Annotated in this window: 27 protein-coding genes; 14 read left to right on the top strand and 13 right to left on the bottom strand. The window is 60.2% G+C overall.

Translation table 11 applies throughout. From position 1 onward, the window contains the following. Positions 1 to 6 precede the first annotated feature (6 nt). From AC1DQM_RS18995 to AC1DQM_RS18975, 5 genes are all read right to left on the bottom strand, one after another. Positions 7 to 1,095 carry a flagellar basal body P-ring protein FlgI gene (locus AC1DQM_RS18995; protein ID WP_477746683.1) on the bottom strand — a complete coding sequence of 363 codons (1,089 nt, stop codon included), beginning with the start codon at positions 1,093 to 1,095 and terminating at the stop codon, positions 7 to 9. Positions 1,096 to 1,122: 27 nt separating this feature from the next. Next, positions 1,123 to 1,818, bottom strand: a complete 696-nt coding sequence (gene flgH, locus AC1DQM_RS18990) for a flagellar basal body L-ring protein FlgH (protein ID WP_111454411.1) — start codon at positions 1,816 to 1,818, stop codon at positions 1,123 to 1,125. 52 nt (positions 1,819 to 1,870) lie between these two features. Next, the gene (gene flgG, locus AC1DQM_RS18985) at positions 1,871 to 2,656 is read right to left on the bottom strand and encodes a flagellar basal-body rod protein FlgG (RefSeq protein WP_007938559.1); all 786 of its coding nucleotides are present in this window, start codon (positions 2,654 to 2,656) and stop codon (positions 1,871 to 1,873) included. Between the two features lie 45 nt (positions 2,657 to 2,701). After that, on the bottom strand, positions 2,702 to 3,442 hold the full coding sequence (locus tag AC1DQM_RS18980) for a flagellar basal body rod protein FlgF (protein WP_026286705.1): 741 nt from the start codon (positions 3,440 to 3,442) through the stop codon (positions 2,702 to 2,704). Between the two features lie 354 nt (positions 3,443 to 3,796). Then, a complete protein-coding gene (locus AC1DQM_RS18975) occupies positions 3,797 to 5,356 on the bottom strand; it encodes a sigma-54-dependent phenylalanine hydroxylase transcriptional regulator PhhR (protein ID WP_007938551.1) in 1,560 nt (519 codons plus the stop codon). Between the two features lie 281 nt (positions 5,357 to 5,637). Here AC1DQM_RS18975 and phhA point away from each other — a divergent pair, with 281 nt between their 5' ends. The 6 genes from phhA to AC1DQM_RS18945 all read left to right on the top strand — a co-directional run bounded on the left by phhA (position 5,638) and on the right by AC1DQM_RS18945 (position 10,048). Then, positions 5,638 to 6,423, top strand: a complete 786-nt coding sequence (gene phhA / locus AC1DQM_RS18970) for a phenylalanine 4-monooxygenase (protein WP_064619558.1) — start codon at positions 5,638 to 5,640, stop codon at positions 6,421 to 6,423. Between the two features lie 105 nt (positions 6,424 to 6,528). After that, on the top strand, positions 6,529 to 6,885 hold the full coding sequence (locus AC1DQM_RS18965; protein WP_018929944.1) for a 4a-hydroxytetrahydrobiopterin dehydratase: 357 nt from the start codon (positions 6,529 to 6,531) through the stop codon (positions 6,883 to 6,885). Continuing rightward, on the top strand, positions 6,885 to 8,078 hold the full coding sequence (locus AC1DQM_RS18960; RefSeq protein ID WP_018929943.1) for an amino acid aminotransferase: 1,194 nt from the start codon (positions 6,885 to 6,887) through the stop codon (positions 8,076 to 8,078). The genes AC1DQM_RS18965 and AC1DQM_RS18960 overlap by 1 nt, the downstream gene beginning before the upstream one ends. A 276-nt stretch (positions 8,079 to 8,354) precedes the next feature. Then, positions 8,355 to 8,486, top strand: a complete 132-nt coding sequence (locus AC1DQM_RS18955) for a hypothetical protein (protein WP_007938543.1) — start codon at positions 8,355 to 8,357, stop codon at positions 8,484 to 8,486. A gap of 75 nt (positions 8,487 to 8,561) precedes the next feature. Beyond that, positions 8,562 to 8,744 carry a hypothetical protein gene (locus tag AC1DQM_RS18950; RefSeq protein WP_007938541.1) on the top strand — a complete coding sequence of 61 codons (183 nt, stop codon included), beginning with the start codon at positions 8,562 to 8,564 and terminating at the stop codon, positions 8,742 to 8,744. A gap of 104 nt (positions 8,745 to 8,848) precedes the next feature. After that, positions 8,849 to 10,048 (top strand): MFS transporter, encoded by a 1,200-nt coding sequence (locus AC1DQM_RS18945; RefSeq protein ID WP_018929942.1) that lies wholly within the window; start codon positions 8,849 to 8,851, stop codon positions 10,046 to 10,048. Here AC1DQM_RS18945 and arfB read toward each other — a convergent pair. Further along, positions 10,045 to 10,458 carry an alternative ribosome rescue aminoacyl-tRNA hydrolase ArfB gene (gene arfB, locus AC1DQM_RS18940; RefSeq protein WP_007938537.1) on the bottom strand — a complete coding sequence of 138 codons (414 nt, stop codon included), beginning with the start codon at positions 10,456 to 10,458 and terminating at the stop codon, positions 10,045 to 10,047. The two genes, AC1DQM_RS18945 and arfB, sit on opposite strands and share 4 nt — an antisense overlap. A 215-nt stretch (positions 10,459 to 10,673) precedes the next feature. Further along, the gene (locus tag AC1DQM_RS18935) at positions 10,674 to 12,086 is read right to left on the bottom strand and encodes an amino acid permease (RefSeq protein WP_138866129.1); all 1,413 of its coding nucleotides are present in this window, start codon (positions 12,084 to 12,086) and stop codon (positions 10,674 to 10,676) included. Between the two features lie 946 nt (positions 12,087 to 13,032). Here AC1DQM_RS18935 and AC1DQM_RS18930 point away from each other — a divergent pair. Both AC1DQM_RS18930 and AC1DQM_RS18925 read left to right on the top strand, forming a co-directional pair. After that, on the top strand, positions 13,033 to 13,170 hold the full coding sequence (locus tag AC1DQM_RS18930) for a hypothetical protein (protein ID WP_477746669.1): 138 nt from the start codon (positions 13,033 to 13,035) through the stop codon (positions 13,168 to 13,170). 67 nt (positions 13,171 to 13,237) lie between these two features. Beyond that, positions 13,238 to 14,203, top strand: a complete 966-nt coding sequence (locus AC1DQM_RS18925; protein ID WP_477746668.1) for a M29 family metallopeptidase — start codon at positions 13,238 to 13,240, stop codon at positions 14,201 to 14,203. Between the two features lie 151 nt (positions 14,204 to 14,354). On the opposite strand, the gene rluB is transcribed toward AC1DQM_RS18925, so the two are convergent. From rluB to AC1DQM_RS18900, 5 genes are all read right to left on the bottom strand, one after another. Beyond that, on the bottom strand, positions 14,355 to 15,620 hold the full coding sequence (gene rluB, locus AC1DQM_RS18920) for a 23S rRNA pseudouridine(2605) synthase RluB (protein ID WP_018929938.1): 1,266 nt from the start codon (positions 15,618 to 15,620) through the stop codon (positions 14,355 to 14,357). Between the two features lie 193 nt (positions 15,621 to 15,813). After that, a complete protein-coding gene (scpB, locus tag AC1DQM_RS18915) occupies positions 15,814 to 16,800 on the bottom strand; it encodes an SMC-Scp complex subunit ScpB (protein WP_064619568.1) in 987 nt (328 codons plus the stop codon). Positions 16,801 to 16,811: 11 nt separating this feature from the next. Beyond that, a complete protein-coding gene (locus tag AC1DQM_RS18910; protein ID WP_253548957.1) occupies positions 16,812 to 17,570 on the bottom strand; it encodes a segregation and condensation protein A in 759 nt (252 codons plus the stop codon). Positions 17,571 to 17,636: 66 nt separating this feature from the next. Further along, complete coding sequence (locus tag AC1DQM_RS18905; RefSeq protein ID WP_007938530.1) at positions 17,637 to 18,266, bottom strand: L-threonylcarbamoyladenylate synthase; 630 nt, start codon at positions 18,264 to 18,266, stop codon at positions 17,637 to 17,639. A 13-nt stretch (positions 18,267 to 18,279) separates the two neighbouring features. Next, positions 18,280 to 19,143 carry a PHP domain-containing protein gene (locus tag AC1DQM_RS18900; protein ID WP_477746667.1) on the bottom strand — a complete coding sequence of 288 codons (864 nt, stop codon included), beginning with the start codon at positions 19,141 to 19,143 and terminating at the stop codon, positions 18,280 to 18,282. 87 nt (positions 19,144 to 19,230) lie between these two features. Here AC1DQM_RS18900 and AC1DQM_RS18895 point away from each other — a divergent pair, with 87 nt between their 5' ends. The 6 genes from AC1DQM_RS18895 to AC1DQM_RS18870 all read left to right on the top strand — a co-directional run bounded on the left by AC1DQM_RS18895 (position 19,231) and on the right by AC1DQM_RS18870 (position 23,687). Further along, a complete protein-coding gene (locus tag AC1DQM_RS18895) occupies positions 19,231 to 19,827 on the top strand; it encodes a septation protein A (protein WP_064619571.1) in 597 nt (198 codons plus the stop codon). Position 19,828: 1 nt separating this feature from the next. Continuing rightward, positions 19,829 to 20,128 carry a YciI family protein gene (locus AC1DQM_RS18890; protein WP_019579534.1) on the top strand — a complete coding sequence of 100 codons (300 nt, stop codon included), beginning with the start codon at positions 19,829 to 19,831 and terminating at the stop codon, positions 20,126 to 20,128. A 110-nt stretch (positions 20,129 to 20,238) separates the two neighbouring features. Next, complete coding sequence (locus tag AC1DQM_RS18885) at positions 20,239 to 20,652, top strand: hypothetical protein (RefSeq protein ID WP_064619574.1); 414 nt, start codon at positions 20,239 to 20,241, stop codon at positions 20,650 to 20,652. 7 nt (positions 20,653 to 20,659) lie between these two features. Further along, a complete protein-coding gene (locus AC1DQM_RS18880; protein WP_008010984.1) occupies positions 20,660 to 21,337 on the top strand; it encodes a response regulator transcription factor in 678 nt (225 codons plus the stop codon). A gap of 320 nt (positions 21,338 to 21,657) precedes the next feature. Beyond that, on the top strand, positions 21,658 to 22,107 hold the full coding sequence (locus tag AC1DQM_RS18875; protein ID WP_018929931.1) for an LTXXQ domain-containing protein: 450 nt from the start codon (positions 21,658 to 21,660) through the stop codon (positions 22,105 to 22,107). A 239-nt stretch (positions 22,108 to 22,346) separates the two neighbouring features. Next, positions 22,347 to 23,687 carry a sensor histidine kinase gene (locus AC1DQM_RS18870; RefSeq protein ID WP_477746666.1) on the top strand — a complete coding sequence of 447 codons (1,341 nt, stop codon included), beginning with the start codon at positions 22,347 to 22,349 and terminating at the stop codon, positions 23,685 to 23,687. Positions 23,688 to 23,769: 82 nt separating this feature from the next. Here the strand turns inward: AC1DQM_RS18870 and AC1DQM_RS18865 are convergent, their stop codons facing one another. Next, on the bottom strand, positions 23,770 to 24,336 hold the full coding sequence (locus tag AC1DQM_RS18865; RefSeq protein WP_019579531.1) for an NAD(P)H nitroreductase: 567 nt from the start codon (positions 24,334 to 24,336) through the stop codon (positions 23,770 to 23,772). Positions 24,337 to 24,399 lie beyond the last annotated feature (63 nt).

Raw genomic sequence — 24,399 nt, 5'->3', positions numbered from 1 at the left:
CCGTCCTCAGATCACGATCAGGTCGGCTTGCAACGCGCCAGCCTGTTTCAACGCTTCGAGGATCGCCATCAAGTCACCCGGTGCTGCGCCGACCTGGTTCACCGCACGAACAATCTCGTCGAGGGTGGTGCCCGGGCCGAACTTGAACATCGGCTTGGCTTCTTGCTGAGCGTTGACCCGCGAGCGCGGCACGACCGCCGTCTGCCCGTTGGACAGAGGACCGGGCTGGCTGACGATCGGGTCTTCGGTGATGGTCACGGTCAGGCTGCCGTGGGTCACGGCGGCCGGGGAAACCTTGACGTTCTGGCCGATCACGATGGTACCGGTGCGCGAGTTGATGATGACTTTCGCCACCGCCTGGCCCGGATCGACTTCGAGGTTTTCGAGGATCGACAAATAGTCGACCCGCTGGCTCGGATCGAGTGGCGCGGTCACGCGGATCGAGCCACCGTCAATGGCCTGAGCGACGCCAGGGCCAAGCATGTCGTTGATCTTGTCGACGATGCGCTTGGCCGTGGTGAAGTCCGAACGGTTGAGGTTCAGGGTCAGACTGTTGCCCTGATTGAAACCGCTCGGCACTGCACGCTCGACCGACGCACCGCCGGGGATGCGACCGGCCGACGGAACGTTGACGGTGATCTTGGAACCGTCACGACCTTCGGCATCGAAACCGCCGACCACCAGGTTGCCCTGAGCGACGGCGTAGACGTTGCCATCGATACCTTTGAGCGGCGTCAACAGCAAGGTGCCGCCGCGCAGGCTCTTGGAGTTACCGATGGACGCTACGGTGATGTCTATCTGCTGACCCGGCTTGGCGAACGCTGGCAAATCGGCGCTGATCGACACCGCCGCGACGTTCTTCAACTGCACGTTGCCCGAACCCGGCGGCACCTTGATGCCGAACTGCGAGAGCATGTTGTTGAAGGTCTGCAGGGTGAACGGGGTTTGCGTCGTCTGGTCGCCGGTACCGTTAAGCCCGACCACCAGGCCGTAGCCGATCAATTGGTTGGAACGCACGCCGGAAATACTGGCGATGTCCTTCAGCCGCTCGGCTTGAGCATCGAAGGCCGCCATCAGCAACAGAGCGCCCACCATAAGGTGTTTAAGATTCAACGTAGCCACCTAGAAAGGGAACAGCGGGCTGAGGAAGAAACGGTCGAACCAGCCTGGCTGACTCGCATCGGCAAACGAACCGGTGCCCGAATAGGTGATGCGCGCATCGGCGATACGGGTCGACGAAACGGTGTTGTCAGTCGCGATGTCATCGGCGCGAACAAGCCCTGCAATCCGCACCAGTTCATCACCGGTATTGAGGGTCATCCACTTCTCGCCGCGTACGGCGATGATACCGTTGGGCAACACGTCGGCGACGGTCACGGTGATCGAGCCGGTGAGGCTGTTGCCCTGCCCGGCCTTGCTGTCACCCTTGGTCGCGCGGTCGCCGCTGTAGCTGGCATCCAGACTCAGGTCGCCGCTGTCGAGCGGGTTATTTACGCTGGGCTTAGTGCCGAACAATGAGGAAAGACCAATGCTGGTCTTACTGGTCTTGCCGACCTGGGAATTGGCGTTCTTGCTCGCCTGGGTGCGCTCGTTCAGGGTGATGGTGATGATGTCACCGACCCGGAATGCCTTGCGGTCGCTGTACAGGTTCTGTTCGAAACCGGCCTGGTAGATCGAGCCGTTATTGGCGGCAGCCGGCAACGGCGTGCGCGGCAACACCGGGGCGTAGTAAGGGTCATTGGGCTTTGGCGTCGGACCGACGCACCCCGCCAGCGCGGCGACCCCACTCAGTGCCAGAACAGATACAAAGCGATTCATGACCCTACCTCACGGTGTTGCAGGCGACCTCATGGCCGCCTCATAGACTTGATTACAGATTCTGCGTTACGAACGAGAGCATCTGGTCGGCGGTGGAGATCACTTTGGAGTTCATCTCGTAGGCGCGCTGAGTGGTGATCATGTTGACCATTTCTTCAACGGTGCTGACGTTGGACGTTTCCAGGGTGTTCTGCAGCGTGGTGCCGAAACCGGCCAGGCCCGGGGTGCCGACTTGCGGCGCGCCACTGGCAGCGGTTTCCAGGAACAGGTTGTTACCCACCGCTTGCAGACCGGCCGGGTTGATGAAGTCGGCGGTTTGCAGGTTGCCGATCACCTGGGCGGCCGGGCTGCCGGCAACAGTGATGGACACGGTGCCGTCACGGCCAACGGTGAACGTCTGGGCATTGTTCGGAATGACAATGGCCGGCTCCAGGGCGAAGCCGCTGGCGTTGACGATCTGGCCGTTGGAATCCAGGTGGAAGGTACCGTCACGGGTGTAGGACGTGGTGCCATCGGGCTGCAGGATCTGGAAGAAACCGCGGCCGTCGATGGCCATGTCCAATGGCTGCTCGGTGGTTTGCAGGCTGCCGGCGGTGAAGTTTTTCTGGGTGCCGACGATGCGCACACCGGTACCCACTTGCAGACCCGACGGCAGTTCGCTGTCCTGGGTCGACTGGGCGCCTGGCTGGCGCTTGATCTGATACAGCAAGTCCTGGAATTCGGCGCGGTCACGTTTGAAACCCGTGGTCGATACGTTCGCCAGGTTGTTGGAAATGGTGGTGAGGTTGGTGTCCTGGGCGGACAGACCTGTTTTGGCAACCCATAGAGCCGGAAGCATTCGTTTCTCCTCGTGCGCCTGTTTTACGGCGCGACGTTCTGATAATTAGCTGATCTGCAAGACCCGAGCCATGGCCTGGTCATCGTCTTTGGCGGTGTTCATCATCTTGATGTGCAGCTCGAACTGCTTGGCCAGCGCCAGTACCGAAGTCATTTCTTCCACGGCATTGACGTTGCTCGACTCGAGGAATCCGGACACCAGCTTGACGCCGGCATCGGCTTGCGCCGGCTTGCCGTCCTTGGTGTGGATCGAACCGTCCAGGCCTTTGGTCATGTTCTTGAAGTCCGGGTTGACCAGTTTGATGCGGTCGACTTCAGCCATCACACGCGGGCCTTCGCCCATCGCACGGATGCTGACGGTGCCGTCTTCGCCGACTTCGATCTGCTGCTCGGGCGGCACGGCAATCGGCCCGCCATTGCCCATCACCGGCATGCCGTTGCCGGCGCGCAGCACGCCCAGCGCATCAACGTTCAGGCTGCCGGTGCGCACGTAGCTCTCACCGCCATCGGGGTTCTGCACGGCGATCCAGCCGTTGCCTTGCACCGCGACATCGAGGTCACGGCCTGTTTCCACCAGGGCGCCCGGGGAGAAGTCGGTGGCCGGACGTTCGCTCATGGCAAACGCACGCGCCGGAAAGCTGTCACCAAACACCGGCATCGAACGGGCCTGCTCCAGGTCCTTCTGAAAACCATTGGTAGAGATGTTCGCCAGGTTGTTGGCATGAGCCTTCTGCGCCAGTGCATTCTGGCTGGCGCCGGTCATTGCCACATAAAGGTACTTGTCCACACTCTTTCCTCTGCATGCCGGACGTTTGCCGCCCACCGCTGTACTGCTGAGCCATAAGCAAATTGCAGACCAACTTTTTTCTGGCGGCGCCGGGCCCGGCAAACAAAGGACTTGAGGGATTTAGAGGGGATTGAGGGAATGTATCGAAGACGAAAAACCGGCGGTGTCATGCCGCCAAGAGGCAAGGATCAGCCTGGACGCTGATCGTTCCCCTGTGGCGAGGGCGCTTGCTCCCGCTCGGGCGCGAAGCGGCCGCAAAACCTACCTGCGCGATCTGCCTGCAATAATTCGGTTGTCATTTTTTGGGCTGCTGCGCAGCCCAGCGGGAGCAAGCTCCCTCGCCACAAAAGCCGCTTAGCCCGGCTCCTTGCCGACCTCATACTCGCGCAACTTATTGGCAATGGTGGTATGGGAAACCCCCAGTCGCTTGCCCAGTTGCCGACTGCTCGGATACTCGGAATACAAGCGCTCCAACACCGCTTTCTCGAAGCGCCCGACAATCTCGTCCAGCCCACCCTCGAGGGAGAAATCGCCAAGCGGCTGACGCACGCCGTAGTCCGGCAGACGAATGTGCTCGGCTTTGACGGTGCCGCCCTCGCACAGGGAAACCGCCTGAAACAGCACGTTCTCCAATTGCCGCACGTTACCCGGCCAGTGATAGTGACTGAGTCGTTCCATCGCCGCCGGCGCCAGCTTCGGCAGTGGGCAACCGATCTGTCGGCTGGCCTGATCGAGGAAGTGCTCCACCAGCGGCGCCAGTCCGTCGAGGCATTCGCGCAGTGGCGGGATGTGCAACGAGAGCACGTTCAAGCGGTGGTACAAATCCTGGCGAAATTCACCGCGAGCACACAGCTCGGACAAGTCCACCTGAGTCGCGCAGATCACCCGCACATCCAGATAGACCTCTTCATCGCTGCCGACACGACGGAAGCAACCGTCCTGCAGAAAGCGCAGTAATTTCACCTGCAAGCGCGGGCTCATTTCGCCGACGCCATCGAGAAACAACGTACCGCCCGCCGTCAGCTCCAGGAGCCCGAGCTTGCCTTCGGCCCGCGCCCCTTCGAAGGCGCCGGGGCCGTAGCCGAACAATTCGGTCTCGGCCATGGACTCTGGCAGGCCGGCGCAGTTGAGCGCCATCAGCGGTGATTGCCCACGCGGGCTCGCCAGGTGACAGGCCCGCGCCAACAACTCTTTGCCGGTGCCGGTTTCGCCTTCGATCAATAGCGGCGCATCCAGCGGTGCCATGCGCCGCGCTTCGCGAACCACCGCCGCCATCACTTTCGAGCTTTGGAAAATGCTGTCGAAGCCGCGCAACTCTTGTTTGCGCACGTTATAGATGCGCTCGCCCACCCGGTCCGCCCGGTGCAACGTCAACACCGCACCGGCCATGGCCTCGCTTTCGTCATGCTCCGATTGCAGCGGCGCGATGTCGGCGAGAAACACGTCACCCTTGACCTTCACCCGCAAGCCGTTGATCCGCGACTTGTTGGCGCGCACCAGTTCCGGCAGGTCGAAGTCTTCGGCGTACCGCGACAGCGGAATCCCCGGCACCTCATCCACCCGCACCCCGAGCAATTGCGCCGCCGCACGGTTGGCCGCGACGATGGAACCGCCCATGTCGATCGACAGCACCGGAAACTCCAGGGCGCCGAGCAAGGCATTGAGCTCCATGTGCCGACGCTCGCTGGGCATCAGCCCTACACGCTTGACGCCGAATACCCCACCAATCGCCTCGAACTTCGGCCGCAACGCCTGGAACTGAATGTTGATCAGGTTCGGACAGTGCAGATAGATCGCATTGCCATGCTCACCACCCACCTCGCCGCGAGCGACGTTGATCCCGTACTCGACCAACAGGTTGAGAATGTCGCGCAAGATACCGATGCGGTTCTGGCAGTGGACTTTGATACGCATATGAAGGCCCGTAACAGCGGTGATCGAGGCCCGGCGCAAGGAATTTTCTGCGCGAGCACCAAGTTATTCGTCAAGATTATGTGACACCTGTAGGCCATTTCAAACCCGTAAATATCAATACTTGCGCCACAGCAGACAATACGTAACGAAAACTTTACGAAGAGCGCGGATTTTTCCTACGCAAGACGCGGATCACCTGCTGCAACACCGAACACCTTGGGGTATTTCTAGGTCCATAGCTGTACACACAACAAGAACGATTCCCCTAGCAGGAGAGCAGCATGAAGCAGACGCAATACGTGGCTCGCGAGCCCGATGCGCAAGGTTTTATCGACTACCCCGCTGAAGAACACGCGGTGTGGAATACGCTGATCACTCGCCAACTGAAAGTGATCGAGGGGCGTGCATGCCAGGAATACCTGGACGGTATCGAAAAACTCGGTCTGCCCCACGACCGCATTCCGCAACTCGGCGAAATCAACAAAGTCCTCGGTGAAACCACCGGCTGGCAAGTTGCCCGAGTGCCCGCGCTGATCCCCTTCCAGACCTTTTTCGAATTGCTGGCGAACAAGCAGTTTCCGGTGGCGACCTTTATTCGTACCCGCGAAGAACTGGATTACCTGCAAGAGCCGGACATTTTCCACGAGATCTTCGGCCACTGCCCGTTGCTGACCAACCCCTGGTTCGCCGAATTCACCCACACCTACGGCAAACTCGGCCTACAGGCCTCCAAGGAAGAGCGCGTGTACCTGGCGCGTCTGTACTGGATGACCATTGAGTTCGGCCTGGTCGACACACCGCAAGGCCTGCGCATCTATGGCGGCGGCATCCTGTCCTCTCCGAAAGAAACTGTTTACGCCCTGTCGGACGCACCTGAGCATCAGGCCTTCGACCCACTGGAATGCATGCGTACGCCGTATCGCATCGACATTCTGCAGCCGCTGTACTTTGTCCTGCCGAACCTCAAGCGCCTGTTCGATCTGGCCCACGAAGACATCATGGGCATGGTCAAACAAGGCATGCAGCTTGGGTTGCACGCACCGAAATTTCCGCCAAAAGCTGCGTGACCCGCGACTTTTGGCATCAAGTGAGTCTGTTACGGATCGCCGCTTTGCTTTAGCGTGGTCCCACTGACGACCGTTTTTCAAAACACTCGATTTCAGGAACACATCATGTCCACATTGAACCAAGCCCATTGCGAAGCCTGCCGCGCCGACGCCCCTCAGGTCAGCGACGAAGAACTGCCGATCCTGATCAAGCAGATCCCTGACTGGAACATCGAAGTGCGCGACGGTGTGATGCAGTTGGAAAAAGTTTTCCTGTTCAAGAACTTCAAGCACGCGCTGGCGTTCACCAACGCCGTTGGCGAAATCTCCGAGGCCGAAGGTCACCACCCGGGCCTGCTGACCGAGTGGGGCAAAGTCACCGTGACCTGGTGGAGCCACTCCATCAAGGGCCTGCACCGCAACGACTTCATCATGGCCGCGCGCACTGACGAAGTGGCCAAAGACGCCGAGGGCCGCAAATAATGCATTTCGACGCCATCGGCCGAGTACCCGGCGACCCGATTCTCGGCCTGATGGAGGCCTATGCGCAGGACCCTAACCCGCGCAAGTTCGACCTTGGCGTGGGTGTCTACAAAGACGCCCAGGGCCTGACGCCGATCCTTGAAGCGGTGAAGCTTGCCGAGCAGCGCCTGGTGGATCGCCAGGCCACCAAGACTTACATCGGCGGCCACGGCGATGCGGCGTTCGGCAAAGTCATCAACGAGCTTGTGCTGGGTGCTGATTCGGCGCTGATCGCCGAGCAACGGGCCGGCGTCACGCAAACGCCGGGCGGCACCGGTGCGCTGCGCTTGAGCGCCGACTTCATCGCCCAATGCCTGCCAGGCCGTGGCGTGTGGCTGAGCAGCCCGACCTGGCCGATCCACGAAACGATTTTCGCAACGGCCGGGGTCAAGGTCAGTCACTACCCGTACGTGGGCAGCGATAACCGTCTCGATGTCGAAGCGATGCTCGAAGTGCTCAATCAAGCACCGAAGGGCGATGTGGTGCTGCTGCACGCCTGCTGCCACAACCCGACCGGTTTCGACCTGTCCCATGACGATTGGCGCCGGGTGCTGGACGTGGTGCGCAGTCGCGACTTGCTGCCTCTGATCGACTTCGCCTATCAGGGCTTCGGCGATGGCCTGGAACAAGATGCCTGGTCGACCCGGTTGTTCGCCGCCGAATTGCCGGAAGTGCTAATCACCAGTTCCTGCTCGAAAAACTTCGGCCTGTACCGCGACCGCACCGGTGCGCTGATTGTCTGCGCGCAAACCGCCGGCAAGCTGGTGGACATCCGCAGCCAACTGGCCAACATCGCCCGCAACCTGTGGTCGACACCGCCGGATCACGGCGCCGCCGTCGTCGCGACCATCCTTGGCGATCCAGAGCTGAAAAGCCGCTGGGCCGACGAAGTGGAAGCCATGCGTTTGCGCATCGCCCAGCTGCGCAGTGGCCTGGTCGAAGCGCTTGAACCCCACGGCTTGCGCGAGCGGTTTGCGCACATTGGCGTGCAACGCGGGATGTTTTCCTACACCGGTTTGTCGCCGGAGCAGGTCAAGCAACTGCGCGAGCATCACAGCGTGTACATGGTCAGCTCGGGCCGGGCGAACGTGGCGGGGATCGATGCGACACGCCTGGACCTGCTGGCCGAGGCCATCGCTGACGTCTGCAAGTAACCCCTCCCACCGATCGTTCCCACGCTCCGCGTGGGAATGCCTCATTGGACGCTCTGCGTCCGCTGTTGGAACGCGGAGCGTCCCGGGCTGCGTTCCCACGCAGAGCGTGGGAACGATCAATTGCGCCTATCCCATTGACCTGTCTAGACAATCCCATCCGTCGTAACAATTGGATATAAAGTCTATTTGTCATTTTTCCTGCTGTATCCTGCCCAGGCTTTTTTAAAAGCGCGGATCTACCAGATCTATCAACAGACTTAGCGAGGAGCGCGAAACATGCACGAGATCCCTAATCTCCCCTTCCCAAGCCTGCACGAAACTGAGCAGACAACCACGCAACAAGCCGGTGCCCAACAGCCCGAGCCGAAAGAAGCACCTGAACGCCGCCAGGCCGACAGAGAAGACTGATACACCTGCAATGCCAGACCGTGTGGAAAGCGCTAACATGCGCTTTCCACACTGCCTGAACCGCGAGCCCGCACCATGAGCGATGATTTCACTGAAGCCCAGGCCAGCGTCCTGATCGGCACCGCCGAGAAGATGATCGAGATCTGGAATCGCCTTTCCCCCGAGAAACAAGCCGCCCTGCTGGCCCGCTTCGGCAGCGAAGAAAATGCCCTGGCCGCCCTGGTCACGACGCAACTGGTCGCCCCCGCAAAATCCTGATTCATCCCGTTCGGCAATTAGTTTTACTTTTTCACGCCCTGCGACCGTCCACGCCGCTATCATAAGCAGCCTATCTATCCTGCTGCCCCGTGGACCTTTTACCCATGTCTGAAACCCAGCGCCCCCTGGCGGTCACGCTGCAAGTCGTTTCCATCGTCCTGTTCACTTTCATCGGTTACCTCAATATCGGTATTCCCCTGGCCGTATTGCCGGGCTACGTCCACAGCGACCTCGGCTTCGGCGCGGTGATCGCCGGGCTGGTGATCAGCGTGCAATACCTGGCCACCCTGCTCAGCCGGCCTTATGCCGGGCGCATCATCGATAACAAGGGCAGCAAACTGGCGGTGATGTATGGCCTCGCCGGCTGTGGTTTGAGCGGCGTGTTCATGCTGATTTCAGCCTGGACGCAAAGCCTGCCGATGCTGAGTTTGATCAGCCTGTTGATTGGCCGCCTGATACTCGGCAGCGCGGAAAGCCTGGTCGGCTCCGGGTCGATCGGCTGGGGCATCGGCCGGGTCGGCGCGGCGAACACCGCCAAGGTCATCTCCTGGAACGGCATCGCCAGTTACGGCGCGTTGGCGGTCGGCGCACCACTGGGGGTGCTGCTGGTGAGTCAATTGGGTTTGTGGAGCATGGGCGTGAGCATCATGCTGCTGGCGGTGCTGGGCGTGGCGCTGGCCTGGCCGAAAACCGCGGCGCCGATTGTCGCCGGCGAACGTTTGCCGTTCATGCATGTGCTGGGACGGGTGTTCCCTCATGGCTGCGGCCTGGCACTGGGTTCCATCGGCTTTGGCACCATCGCGACCTTCATCACCCTGTATTACGCCACTCAGCATTGGTCCAACGCGGTGCTGTCCCTGAGTTTGTTCGGTGCCAGTTTCATTGGCGCGCGACTACTGTTCGGCAACCTGATCAACCGCCTCGGCGGCTTTCGCGTGGCGATTGCCTGCCTCTCGGTGGAAACCCTCGGGCTGTTGCTGCTGTGGCTGGCACCGGATGCTCATTGGGCACTGGCCGGTGCGGCGCTGAGCGGTTTCGGCTTTTCGCTGGTGTTCCCTGCCTTGGGCGTGGAAGCGGTCAATCTGGTGCCGGCCTCCAGCCGTGGCGCAGCAGTTGGGGCCTATTCGCTGTTTATCGATTTGTCACTGGGGATTACCGGACCGCTGGCGGGTGCGATTGCTGCAGGATTCGGGTTTGCCTCGATCTTCCTGTTCGCCGCCCTCGCCGCCTTGAGCGGATTGATGTTGAGCGTTTACTTGTACCGACAGGCGCCCAAGTATCGGGAAGAGCGTGAAGCACGCTAAAAATCGACCTTGCCCCGCCCGGCCTTGATGCTGCCGCGCTTGGTCTTTGATTCGAGCCGACGCTTTTTCGAGCCCAGCGTCGGCTTGGTCGGACGGCGTTTCTTTTCCACTTTGGTAGCGCTGAGGATCAATTCGGTCAGACGCTCCAGCGCATCGGCGCGGTTCTGCTCCTGCGTGCGGTATTGCTGGGCCTTGATGATCAACACCCCTTCGCTGGTGATGCGACTGTCGCGCAACGCCAGCAGCCGTTCCTTGTAAAACTCGGGCAGGGACGAGGCCGGAATGTCGAAGCGCAGGTGCACCGCACTGGAGACCTTGTTGACGTTCTGCCCACCGGCGCCCTGGGCGCGAATGGCCGTCAACTCGATCTCGGCATCCGGCAGATGCACGTTGTTGGAAATCACCAGCATGGAAAAGCGTCCGTATTCAGAGCGTGCAGGATACCGCGAATAGACAGAAGGAATACGGCCCCTGTGGGAGCGTGGCTTGCCCGCGATGAACGATAACGCGGTATGCCTGATGAATCGCGGCGCCTGAATCGCGGGCAAGCCACGCTCCCACAGGTATTGCATCGCCCACAAAAAACCCGGCACATTGGCCGGGTTTTTTGTTTCTGCGCGTTGCGTTATTTCACCGCGACCTGCAACGCCTGCTGGGCGCTGCGCTTGTTTTTGATGCCGTAGCAGATCCACATGAACGCGACCCACACCGGAATCGCATACACCGAGACCTGGATGCCCGGGATCAGCAGCATCACGCCGAGGATGAACACCACGAACGCCAGGCAGATGTAGTTGCCGTACGGGTACCACAGGGCCTTGAACAGCGGCGTCTGCCGGGTCTTGTTCATGTGCTGGCGGAACTTGAAGTGCGAGAAGCTGATCATCGCCCAGTTGATCACCAGGGTCGCAACCACCAACGACATCAACAGTTCCAGCGCGTTTTGCGGGATCAGGTAGTTCAGCAACACCGCGATCAACGTCACAGCGGCCGACGCCAGGATCGAACGTACCGGCACGCCACGCTTGTCGATCTTCGACAAGGCTTTCGGCGCATCGCCCTGCTCGGCCATGCCCAGCAGCATGCGGCTGTTGCAGTAAGTACCGCTGTTGTACACCGACAGCGCCGCGGTCAGGACCACGAAGTTGAGGATATGCGCGGCGGTGTTGCTGCCGAGCATCGAGAACACCTGCACGAACGGGCTGCCGCTATAGGCATCGCCAGACGCATTCAGTGTCGTCAGCAGGCTGTCCCAAGGGGTCAGCGACAACAGGACCACCAGCGCACCGATGTAGAAAATCAGGATCCGGTAGATCACCTGGTTGATGGCTTTCGGGATCACGGTTTTCGGCTTGTCGGCTTCAGCGGCGGTGAAACCGAGCATTTCCAGGCCACCGAAGGAGAACATGATGATCGCCATGGCCATCACCAGACCGCTGACACCGTTCGGGAAGAAGCCGCCGTGGGACCACAGGTTGGTTACCGAGGCTTGCGGGCCGCCGTTACCGCTGACCAGCAAATAGCTGCCCAGGGCAATCATACCGACGATCGCCACGACCTTGATGATCGCGAACCAGAACTCGGCCTCACCGAAGACTTTGACGTTGGCCAGGTTGATCGCGTTTATCAGCACGAAGAACGCGGCGGCGGAGGCCCAGGTCGGGATATCCGGCGCCCAGTAGTGGATGTATTTGCCGACCGCGGTCAGCTCCGACATGCCCACCAGGATGTACAGAATCCAGCAGTTCCAGCCCGACAGGAAACCGGCAAAACCGCCCCAGTACTTGTGCGCGAAGTGGCTGAAAGAGCCGGCCACCGGCTCTTCGACGATCATTTCGCCCAGCTGGCGCATGATCATGAAGGCGATGAAGCCGCAAATGGCGTAGCCGAGAATCATCGACGGGCCGGCGGATTTGAGCACGCCGGCCGAGCCGAGGAACAACCCGGTACCGATCGCGCCACCGAGGGCGATCAGTTGAATATGGCGATTTTTCAGGCCGCGTTTAAGCTCGCCTGAATGCGAGTTTTGTCCACTCATGAAAAGGGTCTCACGCAAGGTTTGATGATGTTCGGTAGACGTTGCTGCAAGGTTGCGATTTCAAGCAGCGCCGATCAAACCCCAGCGCAGGCACCAGGAGTTCAGCGTTTTTACGACAGTCATGCGTCACCTGTTTGTTTTTATCTGTGACGAAATCGAACCCGACACGCTCGTGACGCGGCGGAGTGAACAAGGCGGATAGCCTTGAGGTTTGCGCTGTTGCGCAGAGGGTCACAGTTAAAACGCGGCGCATTGTACACCGCTAACCCCCTGCTGCCAGACACCGCTGGATCAGCGCGTCGGTTGCCGGGATTGCCTGTGTCCGCCTCGAAGGTCTCGGGCGGCTGCAAAAATTGAGTCAGACCTTTGCAGGTCTTCGACGGGGGCAGCGGAAAAATCGCCCCACGGAGAGAGATGGAGATGAGTCACGGCGTTCATTGCGCCTCCTTCTTGTTATGCACCTGCACGACAGGCATGGGGCGCATCTCACCTTTCAATCGAGGCTGAGACAAGCGCGCCAGAGCCCTTGAACAGCATCATCGTGGCGGCAGACGGCAGGTTTTCCTTACAGCCCTTTCCACAGCGGCATTCCATGGGGTTTGAGCACGCTTTTCGTAAGGATTTATTTACAGCGCGTAACGCATGCTTTCCAAATCAGATCCAGAGAGCCGTCGACTGTAAATTGACGATAGGAAGCTTCCTAAGGAGTTTCCGACTTAGTTTTCTGTTTTTTATTAGGAAATTTACTTTTTTTAAAATGGAATAATTAGTTCAAATGAAAATTGTTTAATTATTTTTTTGCAATTCAAAAACCTGTGAACTAGGTTTTCAGCGACTTGCCGAGCCGCATCGACCGGCAAGTTGACGCGCTCTTCAATGAATGAAAAACGCGCCACTGTTCTTACCGAAGCTGTTCTTACCGTAAAAGTCATCTAGGAGATTCACCATGCAAGCACTGGACAAAGACTTGGACACTGAACTGCAACTCGACGATTGGTTTACAGCACCGACCCATGAAGCCGCCGTTGAAATGATGCAAGCCGACGCGGTTGTTCCGTTCGGCACGGCGATGTGGCCTCTGTAAGACATCCCGGCGGGCATGATCCGGCCGGTCGTGCCCGCCACTTACCAGGTTTGTCAGGGAGGACTCCATGGATAAGCAGCGTGCAATCTCGCATTTCCTTTACTACCTCGAACATCACCCAGCCGTTGCCGGCATCAACCCGGCGAAGGTCTTGCTCGGCCATACCGCTGATTACGAGGCGCTGACCGGCGCCATCGCCGAACAGGCCGGCAACAGCCCAAGGTTCAGCTTCAGCGCGATGCGTCTGGACCTCGAACCCACCGAATTGCTGGCCAAGGCGATTGTCGACAGCGATCTGTACATCTTCTTCTACGACTCTTCCACCCTGCCCAACCCGCGTCCCGACGGCCCGGACTTTGTCCGCGCGCTGCAAGGCGTGATGGCGGAAAACTGGAAGAAGTCGCTGCTGTTCAAGGATTACGGCGATTACTTCTACGACACGTTCAGTGTCACCCCGCAGCGGATTGCCGGGTTGAACAGCCACTTGATCCAGCGCATGTCCCAGGCCACCACTTTAAGTTTCAAAGATGAGCATGGCTCGTGGTTCGAAACCCCGTTGAGCAGTATCAAGAAGTGGACCGACATCAACGGTGTCGGCAACTTCGACCTGGCGCCCGGCGAGATTGCCACCCATAGCGAGGCGATTAATGGCCGGGTCAAGTTCATGGGGACTTTCCTCAGCACGATTCCGTTTGCCCGCAAGTACGGCGTACTCGCGTCACCACTGGAGTTGTGGATCGAGAACTCGACCATCAGCAAAATCGCCACCGATGTGCCGGGACTGGAACATGACTTCAACAAGTACCTGGACGCCAATCCGTCCAATCGACGCATCGAGGAGTTGGGGATCGGTACCAACGAAGGCGTGAAAGAGTTGTATGCGCGCAATGCCGGTTTCGAAGAGCGCCATTGCGGTTTGCACTTGGGGTTGGGCGGAGGCGCCAAGGGCAGCCATCATCTGGACCTGATCTTCTCTGGCGGCGTGTTGGCGCTGGATGATGAGCCGGTGTTTGATCGGCGGTTTGTGTTTTAACCCAAGGCTTTCGGCGATACAGATGACGCGCTGATCGTTCCCACGCTCTGCGTGGGAACGATCAAACAACCGCACCTGCTGAAAACCGGTTCTGCCAGACACAAAAAAAACGCCATCCCGAGGGATGGCGTTTTTATGCTGCGCCTACCGATTACTCAGGCTTGCGACGACCGAAGCCCGGACGCTGGCCGGAGCCGGCTGGCGCACCGCGGCGCTTGCCCGATGGCGCGTCCTTGTCGACCAGAACGATGCCTGGGCGTTTCTTCGGCGCCGGTTTGGCCGGGCGCTTGGTGTCGGCCGGGCGGTCTGCCACCGGCGTACCACGGCCGGCAGGCGCACCGCGATCGCTACGACCACCGGACGGAGCGCCACGGCCTTCGCCGCGCTCAGTACGACCGTTGGCCGGACGCGGCGTGCGTGGACCGCGCTCGCCATCCTGGCGTGGCGCTGGCTTGCGGGCCGGGCGCTCGCCTTCGATCTGCGGCTCGCGAGATGGACGCGGGCCGGCAGCTGGAGCGCCAGCGGCTGGACGCAAGGTCCGTACGCGTTCGGTCTTGCCCACCGGGCGGGACGATTTGCGCTGCATACGCTCGAGCTTGTCTTTGCTCTTGGCGTTCATTTGCGGCATCGCCACCGGCGTCAGGCCGACTTCAGCACTCAGAATGTCGACTTCCTGCTGGCTCATTTCGCGCCAGCGACCCATCGGCAGGTCGGAGTTGAGGAACACCGGACCGAAACGCACGCGCTTCAGACGGCTGACCACCAGGCCCTGGGATTCCCACAGACGACGAACTTCGCGGTTACGACCTTCCATCACCACGCAGTGGTACCAGTGGTTGAAACCTTCGCCACCTGGTGCCTGCTTGATGTCGGTGAATTTGGCCGGGCCGTCTTCGAGCACCACGCCTGCCTTCAGACGCTCGATCATCTCGTCGTCGACTTCACCACGTACACGGACGGCGTATTCACGGTCCATTTCGTAGGACGGGTGCATCAGGCGGTTGGCCAGCTCACCGTCGGTGGTGAACATCAGCAGACCTGTGGTGTTGATGTCCAGGCGACCGATGTTGATCCAGCGACCTTCTTTCGGGCGCGGCATCTTGTCGAACACGGTCGGACGGCCTTCCGGGTCGTCACGGGTGCAGATTTCACCGTCGGGTTTGTTGTACATGATCACGCGGCGTACCGACTCGGCAGCTTCTTCGCGCTTGATCACCTTGCCATCGATGGTGATGGCGTCATGCAGGTCGACGCGCAGGCCGAGGGTGGCGTCTTTGCCATTGACCTTGATACGGCCGTGGCTGATCCAGGCTTCTACGTCACGGCGCGAGCCGACGCCGATACGGGCGAGGACTTTCTGCAGTTTTTCGCCTGCTGGGCCGATTTCCTGGTCGTCTTTCTGGTCGTTGATACTCATCTGGGCACCTCCCGGTGTGATCAAGTTCAGGCCTTGGCCTGAAGATGTGAAATCTGGTCGTTTGACGAAGGGATCGTCAAAGGGTCGCGAATCATACGCTCATGGAAGCGTTCGCGCATCAGAGACTAGCTGATCGACCGTCGGTTATTGGTTTTTCCGCCGGCCGGCGGTGGCTGCGATCTTTTGGCGGACCTCAATCCTCGAACTGGCGGCGTTCGGCCTCGATCGCTTCGGCCAGGGCACGGGCTTCGGCTTCTTCGTCGCTCAGTTCAGGTTCGGGCTTGGGTTGTTCAAGCGCGGCAACCGCGGCCAGCAGTTTCTCGCGAGCCTCGGCAACGCCAAGAATGTCATCCTCTGGCTCTGGTTCCTGCTCTTCTTCGTCAGCAACTTCGACCTCAACCTGAAGCTCTACCTCGACTTCCGGCTCCGGCTGCTCCGATACCTCTTCAGTCTCGGTCAACTCGCCATCGCGCAACAAATCGTCGAAATCGGTCTTGAGCCCCTCCTCCATCGTGTCCAGCTCCAGCAACAGCGTGTGGAAGCTGGTTTCTTCCTTGGGCTCTTCCGGCTCGGCGCTGGCATCTGCCAACTCTTGCAACCCGGCCGGCACCGGTGCGTCATCGAACTCGAGCATCGGCTCGGGTTCCAGCTCGCGCAGCTCGGCCAGTGGCGGCAGGTCGTCAAGGTTCTTCAGGTTGAAGTGATCGAGAAACGCCTTGGTGGTGGCGAACATTGCCGGTTTGCCGGGCACGTCACGGTAACCGACGATGCGGATCCACTCTCGCTCCAGCAGGGTTTTGACGATGTGGCTGTTGACCGCCACGCCGCGCACGTCTTCGATCTCGCCCCGCGTGATCGGTTGGCGATAGGCAATCAGGGCCATGGTTTCGAGCATGGCGCGCGAGTAACGCTGCGGCCGTTCTTCCCACAAACGCCCGACCCACGGCGCGAACTTTTCGCGGATCTGCAGGCGATACCCGGAGGCGACTTCCTTCAGTTCGAAGGCTCGGCCGTCGCAGGATTTGCCCAGAATTGTCAGCGCTTTCTTGAAAACCGCTGGTTCGGGCCGCTCGCCTTCTTCGAAGAGTTCGAACAGGCGCTCAAGCGATTGCGGTTTTCCCGAGGCCAACAGAAAGGCTTCAAGCAGTGGCGCCAGCTCGCGGGGTTCAGTCAGGTTCATGATTCAACTCGTTATTCGGCTCGGGCTCGCACATGTATCGCCGCGAACGGCTCATTCTGCACCAGCTCGACCAAGGATTCCTTGACCAGTTCGAGGATCGCCATAAAGGTCACCACTACCCCCAAGCGCCCTTCTTCAGCGGTGAACAGCTCGACAAAGGGCACGAAACCGCCGCCCTTGAGCCGCTCCAGTACATCGCTCATGCGTTCGCGGGTAGACAGTGCCTCGCGGCTGACCTGGTGGCTTTCGAACATGTCGCCCCGGCGCAAGACCTCGGCCATGGACATCAGCAACTCTTCCAGACTCACGTCCGGCAGCAGCTTGCGCGCCCGGGCTTCCGGCGCGTCGAGCTTGGGCACCACGACATCGCGGCCGACGCGGCTCAGGCCATCGATACCTTCGGCGGCGGCCTTGAAGCGTTCGTATTCCTGCAAGCGGCGGATCAGTTCGGCGCGAGGGTCGTCTTCCTCGTCTTCAATGGTTTCGGCTCGCGGCAGCAGCATCCGCGACTTGATCTCGGCAAGCATCGCGGCCATCACCAGGTACTCGGCGGCCAGTTCCAGGCGCACCGACTGCATCAATTCGACATAGCCCATGTACTGGCGGGTGATTTCCGCCACCGGGATGTCGAGAATATTGATGTTCTGTTTGCGGATCAGGTACAGGAGCAGGTCGAGCGGGCCTTCGAAGGCTTCCAGAAAGACCTCGAGCGCATCCGGCGGGATGTACAGGTCCAGCGGCATTTCCATGACCGCCTGGCCATAGACCATGGCGAAAGGCAGTTCTTGCTGGGCGCCGGCCTGGCTGTCGACGGGTTCTGGTTCTACTGCAGACATCTACGCCTCGGCCATGAATGGCGTAGGGTCGCCGCAACCGACACGGATGACTTCCGGCTCGCCGTCGGCGAGGTTGATCACGGTGGACGCCTTGATCCCGCCGAAACCGCCGTCGATGATCAGGTCCACCTGATGCTCCAGCAACTGGCGCATTTCGTAGGGATCGGTCAGCGGGTCAGTGTCGCCGGGCATGATCAGGGTCACACTCATCAGCGGTTCGCCGAGTTCTTCCAGCAGCGCCAACGCAATCGGATGGCTCGGCACGCGCAGGCCGATGGTGCGTTTTTTCGGGTGCAACAATAGCCGCGGAACTTCGCGGGTGGCGTTGAGAATGAAGGTGTAAGGCCCCGGCAAGTGGGCCTTGAGCAGACGGAAAGTACCGGTGTCGATCTTGGCGAACAGCCCCAGCTGCGACAGGTCGCTGCAGATCAGCGCGAAGTTGTGCTTCTCATCCAGTTGACGCAACCGACGCACACGCTCCACGGCGGTCTTGTCACCGATCTGGCAACCAATGGCGTAGGAAGAGTCTGTGGGATAAATCACCACCCCGCCGTTGCGGATGATCTCGACAGCCTGTTTGATCAGGCGCGCTTGCGGGTTTTCCGGATGAATCTGGAAAAATTGACTCACATTCTCTACCTGTTCAGACGGCGGCAATAATTGGGTCATGTTTGAATCGACACCACAGTGGTGGCAGATCCTCCGGGAGTGGGCGGTATTCACCGATCTCGGACCAGCCTCCAGGGCCATGAAAATCACTGCCGGCGCTGACCAGCAGACCAAACTCACGGGCAAGAATCGCCAGGCTGCCCACTTGCTCGGCGGGCTGATGGCCATTGACCACTTCAATCGCGTGGCCCCCGGCTTGAATATAGTCAGAAATCAGGCGGCGACGCTTGCTACGAGTGAAATCGTAGTGCCAGGGGTGCGCCAGGCTGACCCAGGCACCCGCGGCGCGCAGGGTCTCGACGGTGTCTTCGAGGGTCGGCCAGTGCAGCTTGACGTCTCCCAGCTTGCCGGCGCCCAGCCATTTGCGGAACGCTTCGGCGCGATCCTTGACGAAACCTTCGCGCACCATCCAGTCGGCGAAGTGCGGACGGGCCGGCGCGTTGCCGCTGTCGCCCAGTTCCTGCTGAATGGCGCGGGCGCCGTCAAGCGCCCCCAGCATGCCTTTCAACGCCAACTTGCGGCTTATTTCTTCGGACCGTAGCCAGCGGCCATCGTGCAATTTGGCGATGGCCTCGACCAATGGCGCGGCATTGACGTCGAAACCGTAGCCCAGCACATGAATGGTCGCCCCGCCCCAGGTGCAGGACAATTCGACGCCGTTGACCAGTTGCATCCCCAGCGCCGTCGCGGCGCTACGGGCCTCGTCGAGGCCTTCAAGGGTGTCGTGATCAGTCAAGGCCAGGACTCGCACGCCTTTCTCGAACGCACGCGCAACCAGTGCCGCAGGCGCCAGGGCGCCATCGGAGGCCGTGCTATGGCAGTGCAAATCAACATTCACAGGACTATGTAACCTCAAATCAGCTGACGCTATCGCGCGTCAATATGTTTGTTATTATGCCGCCACATCCTGCTTCTGGCTGCCACTGTGAAACAATTCATCGACTTCATCCCGCTTCTGCTGTTTTTCATCGTCTTCAAAATCGACCCGCGGGTCGTCGACATTGGCGGTCATCAACTGTCTGTCGGTGGTATTTACAGCGCCACCGCGATGCTGATCATCAGCTCCCTGGTGGTCTACGGCACGCTGTACATCAAGCAGCGCAAGCTGGAGAAGAGCCAGTGGCTGACCCTCATTGCCTGCCTGGTCTTCGGCAGCCTGACCCTGGCGTTCCACAGCGAAACCTTCCTGAAATGGAAAGCCCCGGTGGTCAACTGGCTGTTCGCCCTCGCGTTCATCGGCAGCCATTTCGTCGGTGACCAACTGCTGATCAAACGCATCATGGGCCACGCGCTGACCCTGCCGGAGCCAATCTGGACCCGTCTGAACATCGCCTGGATCGGTTTTTTCCTGTTTTGCGGTGCCGCCAACCTGTTCGTCGCGTTCACCTTCCAGAGCTACTGGGTAGACTTCAAGGTCTTCGGCAGCCTGGGCATGACTTTGCTGTTCCTGGTCGGCCAGGGCATCTACCTGTCCCGCCACCTGCACGACGCCGACACCACAACGCCAAAAACCGAGGACTGACATGCTTTACGCAATCATTGCCACAGACGTCGCCAACTCCCTGGAAGCCCGACTGGCCGCACGGCCTGCGCACCTTGAGCGTCTGCAAGTGCTCAAGGGCGAAGGTCGTATCGTATTGGCCGGTCCACACCCGGCGGTCGACAGCAATGATCCGGGCGCAGCCGGTTTCACTGGCAGCCTGATCGTCGCCGAATTCGAGTCCCTGAGCGCCGCCAAGGCCTGGGCCGACGCCGATCCGTACGTTGCCGCAGGCGTCTACGCCAATGTTCTGGTCAAGCCGTTCAAGCAAGTCCTGCCGTAAAGTTCTCGCGTGCGGTGAATCTTATCGATTCATCGCACGTTCAATCGCTCATTATTCTCGTTTACCGGCCGACAACCTGCCCAATACTCGTATTGGAATCAGGAGTTGCGATGCGCAAAGGTCCGTTGTGTCTGATGTTGGTGACGTTGTCGATCATGGCGCCAGCCCATGGTGAAGAAAGCGCCAATGGCGGTAATTCGACGCCGCTGTCCTTGAGCGCCGGTAGCCAGATCACCGAGTTGCAGCAGCGCTTGAAAGAGAGCGAGCAGCAACGAGAAACACTGAGCAAACAATTGCAAACCACCGATGGCGAGCGCGAAAGCGCCCAGCTGAGCCGGTTGCGCCAGGAGAATCAGCGCCTGAAGCTGCAACTCAAGGAAACCCTGGCCAGCAGCCCGCTACCGCGCCTGCTGACCGATCAGCAGCAGTGGTTCGTTATTGGGGCGGCAGTAGCGCTATTGGCCCTGCTCTGCGGTATCTTCGCCAGTGGTGCCACCAGAAAACGTAGGCAATGGCTAAATTGAGTGAGTCATGAGCGAGCTGTTACTAATTGATGATGACCAGGAGCTGTGTGAGCTCCTGAGCAGTTGGCTGAGCCAGGAAGGCTTTCAGGTTCGCGCCTGCCACGATGGCCAGAGCGCCCGTCGCGCGTTGGCCGAAACGTCTCCGGCGGCCGTGGTGCTGGACGTGATGCTGCCGGACGGCAGCGGCCTGGAACTGCTAAAGCAACTGCGTAGCGACCATCCGGATTTGCCGGTGCTGATGCTGTCGGCCCGTGGCGAACCGCTGGACCGCATCCTCGGCCTGGAACTGGGCGCCGACGACTACCTGGCCAAGCCGTGCGACCCACGGGAACTGACCGCCCGCCTGCGCGCGGTGTTGCGCCGCAGTCATCCGACGGCGGTCTCCAGCCAGCTCGAGCTGGGCGACCTGTGCTTCAGCCCGGTGCGCGGGGTGGTCAGCATCGATGAACAGGAATTCACCCTCACCGTTTCCGAAAGCCGCCTGCTCGAAGCCCTGCTCAAGCAGCCCGGCGAACCGCTGGATAAACAGGAACTGGCGCAAATCGCCCTCGGTCGCAAACTGACCCTGTACGACCGCAGCCTGGACATGCACGTCAGCAACCTGCGCAAAAAAATCGGCCCACACCCCGACGGCCGCCCACGCATCGTGGCCTTGCGCAGTCGCGGTTACTACTACAGCCTCTGAACCTGACACGCCCCTTCGTAGCAGCTGTCGAGGCTGCGTTCGGCTGCGCAGCAGTCGTAAAATCTGTTTGCACGCTCTTTCAGATACACCGCATCAGGCGGATCACGACTGCTTCGCAGCCGAACGCAGCCTCGCTGGGGCTCGACAGCTGCTACGAAGGCCAGGTTTCGTCAGAGAAATATCGGCGAAGTGTTGGAATTGTCAGCAAAGCAGAAAACCGTCTTTACCCAAGCTTTACGCTCCGCTGACCGCCGTTGACCTTGATCTGCGTAATCTGCACACATCCGGAACGTACCGGGAACGAGACAAGGAGATACACCATGCGCAAGACTCTTATCGCTCTGATGTTTGCTGCCGCCCTGCCGACCGTTGCCATGGCCATGCCTGAAGGTACGGGCCCGATGGGTGATCACATGGACGGCTCACGCCACAGCGGTCAGATGCACGGCATGCACGGTAAAGGCCCTTACAGCCAACTGGACCTGAGCCGCGAACAGCGCGAGCAGATCCGCAAAATCATGGGCGAGCAGATGCACGAGCGTCAGCAACTGGTCGACAAGTACCTGGAAAAACTCTCGCCAGCCGACCAGAAAGCCCTGAAAGACGAGATGGAGGCCAAGCACAAGAAAGCCGAAGCCGACGTTCGCGCCCTGCTGAAACCGGATCAACAGAAGCAATTCGACGAGATCCAGAAGAAACAAGCTGAGCGTCGCGCCGAATGGGCCGAGTTCAAGGCCTGGAAAGCGCAGCAAGCGCAAAAGGCGCAATAATGCGTTAACCCCGGACCCAACGGCTAATCACCGTTGGGTCTGATGCCTCTCAGTTCGTTGTGGGAGCGAGCCTTTGTGGCGAGGGAGCTTGCTCCCGTTGGGGCGCGAAGCGGCCCCGGTATTTCAAAGTTAAACCGTATGTAACGGGTTTACGACTGCTTCGCAGCCGAACGGGGCGATGCGGCGTTCCGACAAGCCCCCTCGCCACACATTGATTTGAGCTTGTTCGAGGATTTTCTGTGCGCTCATTGTTCTGGCGTATCCTGGCCAGCTTCTGGCTGGCCATCGCTCTGGTTGCAGGGCTTTCCATTTTGCTGGGACACATGCTCAACCAGGACGCGTGGATTCTCAGTCGCCACCCGGGCCTCAACACCCTGGCCGAACAGTGGACGCAAACCTACGAAAGCCAAGGCGAAGAAGCCGCCCAGGACATCCTGGAGCAGCGCAAGCGCCAATATCACATCGACGTTCAGGTGCTCAACGAGGCAGGAGACCCGGTGGTACGCGGCACCTTCCCTCGGCGTGCAGCCGCCTTCGAAGCACGGCAGCAAAACGATGATCGGCGCCTGCCGTGGCGACGCCTGACCGATGAATACACCAGCGCCAAGACGGGCGACACCTACCTGCTGATCTATCGCATTCCCCACCCGGAACTGGACGCCTGGCACCGTGAGAGCCTGCTCTGGCCGTTGAGTGCGCTGGGTATCGCCCTGGTGGTACTGACCCTGTTCAGCCTGTTGGTGACCTTTTCCATCACCCGACCGCTGAGCCGTTTACGTGGCGCAGTGCATGAGTTGGGGCAGACGACGTATCAGCAAAACAGCCTGGCGCAACTGGCTAACCGCCGCGATGAATTCGGTGTGCTGGCCAACGACTTCAATCGCATGGGCGCGCGTCTGCAAAGCCTGATCGGCAGTCAGCGGCAATTGCTGCGCGATGTGTCCCACGAGTTGCGTTCGCCCTTGGCCCGACTGCGCATTGCGCTGGCACTGGCCGAGCGGGCCAATCCCCAGGAGCGGGAAAAACTCTGGCCGCGCCTGACCCGTGAATGTGATCGACTGGAAGCACTGATCAGCGAAATCCTGGTGTTGGCGCGGGTCGATGCCGACAACGCCAGTGCCGAAGAGGTGGATCTCAATGCGCTGCTCAATACCCTGCAAAAGGATGCTCAGCTAAGTTCGCCGGAGCAGAACGTGCGCCTTGAGGCCGAGCCGCAACTGAACCTCAGAGGTTGGCCGACCATGATCGAGCGGGCCGTGGACAACCTGCTGCGCAATGCCCAACGCTTTAACCCGGTCGGGCAACCGATCGAAATGCAGGCGGCGCGTCAGGGCGACAGGATTGTGGTCAGCGTGCGCGATCATGGCCCTGGCGTAGAGGCCGAACATTTGAATCAGCTGGGTGAACCGTTCTATCGGGCACCGGGGCAGACAACGTCCGGGCATGGCTTGGGGCTGGCCATCGCACGTCGTGCGGCGGAACGGCATGGCGGCAGTCTGGTGCTGGCCAATCATCCTGAGGGTGGGTTTATTGCCAGTCTGGAATTGCCGTTGGTGCCGGGGGCGGTGGTGCAGCCGTAAATCGGGGGTGATGCAAAAAGATCGCAGCCTCGTTTCACTCGACAGCTCCTACAAGTGCAACGAAGCTGCGATCTTTTGATATTCAGGCCTTACCGGGCCAGGCGCTGACAAACTCGGCCAGATCAACCTTCTCCGCCACACGCGGTTCTTTCTGCGGCGTACCGAGATAAAGGAACGCAATCACCTCTTCCCCTTCGGCCAAACCCAACCCCTTGGCTACATGCGGCGAATAGGCCAGCTCACCAGTGCGCCATACGGCGCCAATGCCTTGCGCGTAAGCGGCCAGCAAAATCCCGTGAGCCGCGCAGCCTGCCGCCAACAATTGTTCGGATTTCGGGTATTTGACGTGATCCTGCAAACGCGCAATCACCACAACCACCAGCGGTGCACGCAGCGGGCCGTTACGGGCCTTGTCCAGCGCGGCTTCTGACACCTCGCTGTCTTGCAGCTTCGCCGCTTCGGCCAGCAACTCGCCCATTTGCTCGCGCGCCGCGCCTTCGACTGTCAGGAAGCGCCAAGGCTGCAAGTGGCCGTGGTCTGGCGCGCGCATCGCGGCGGCAAACAGCACTTCGCGTTGCTCGGCAGTGGGCGCCGGATCGAGCAGTCGTGGAACGGAAACACGGTTGAGCAAAGCGTCGAGAGCCTGCATCGGCCACCTCCTGGAAAAAATGTCTGGCTATTCTAGCTGCATCTGCCACAGGGCTGTCGGTTT

The sequence above is a fragment of the Pseudomonas sp. 01L34 genome, assembly GCF_056400265.1.
The sequence above is the reverse complement of the archived record's forward strand: the minus strand, read 5'-3'. Positions and strand labels throughout refer to the sequence as shown.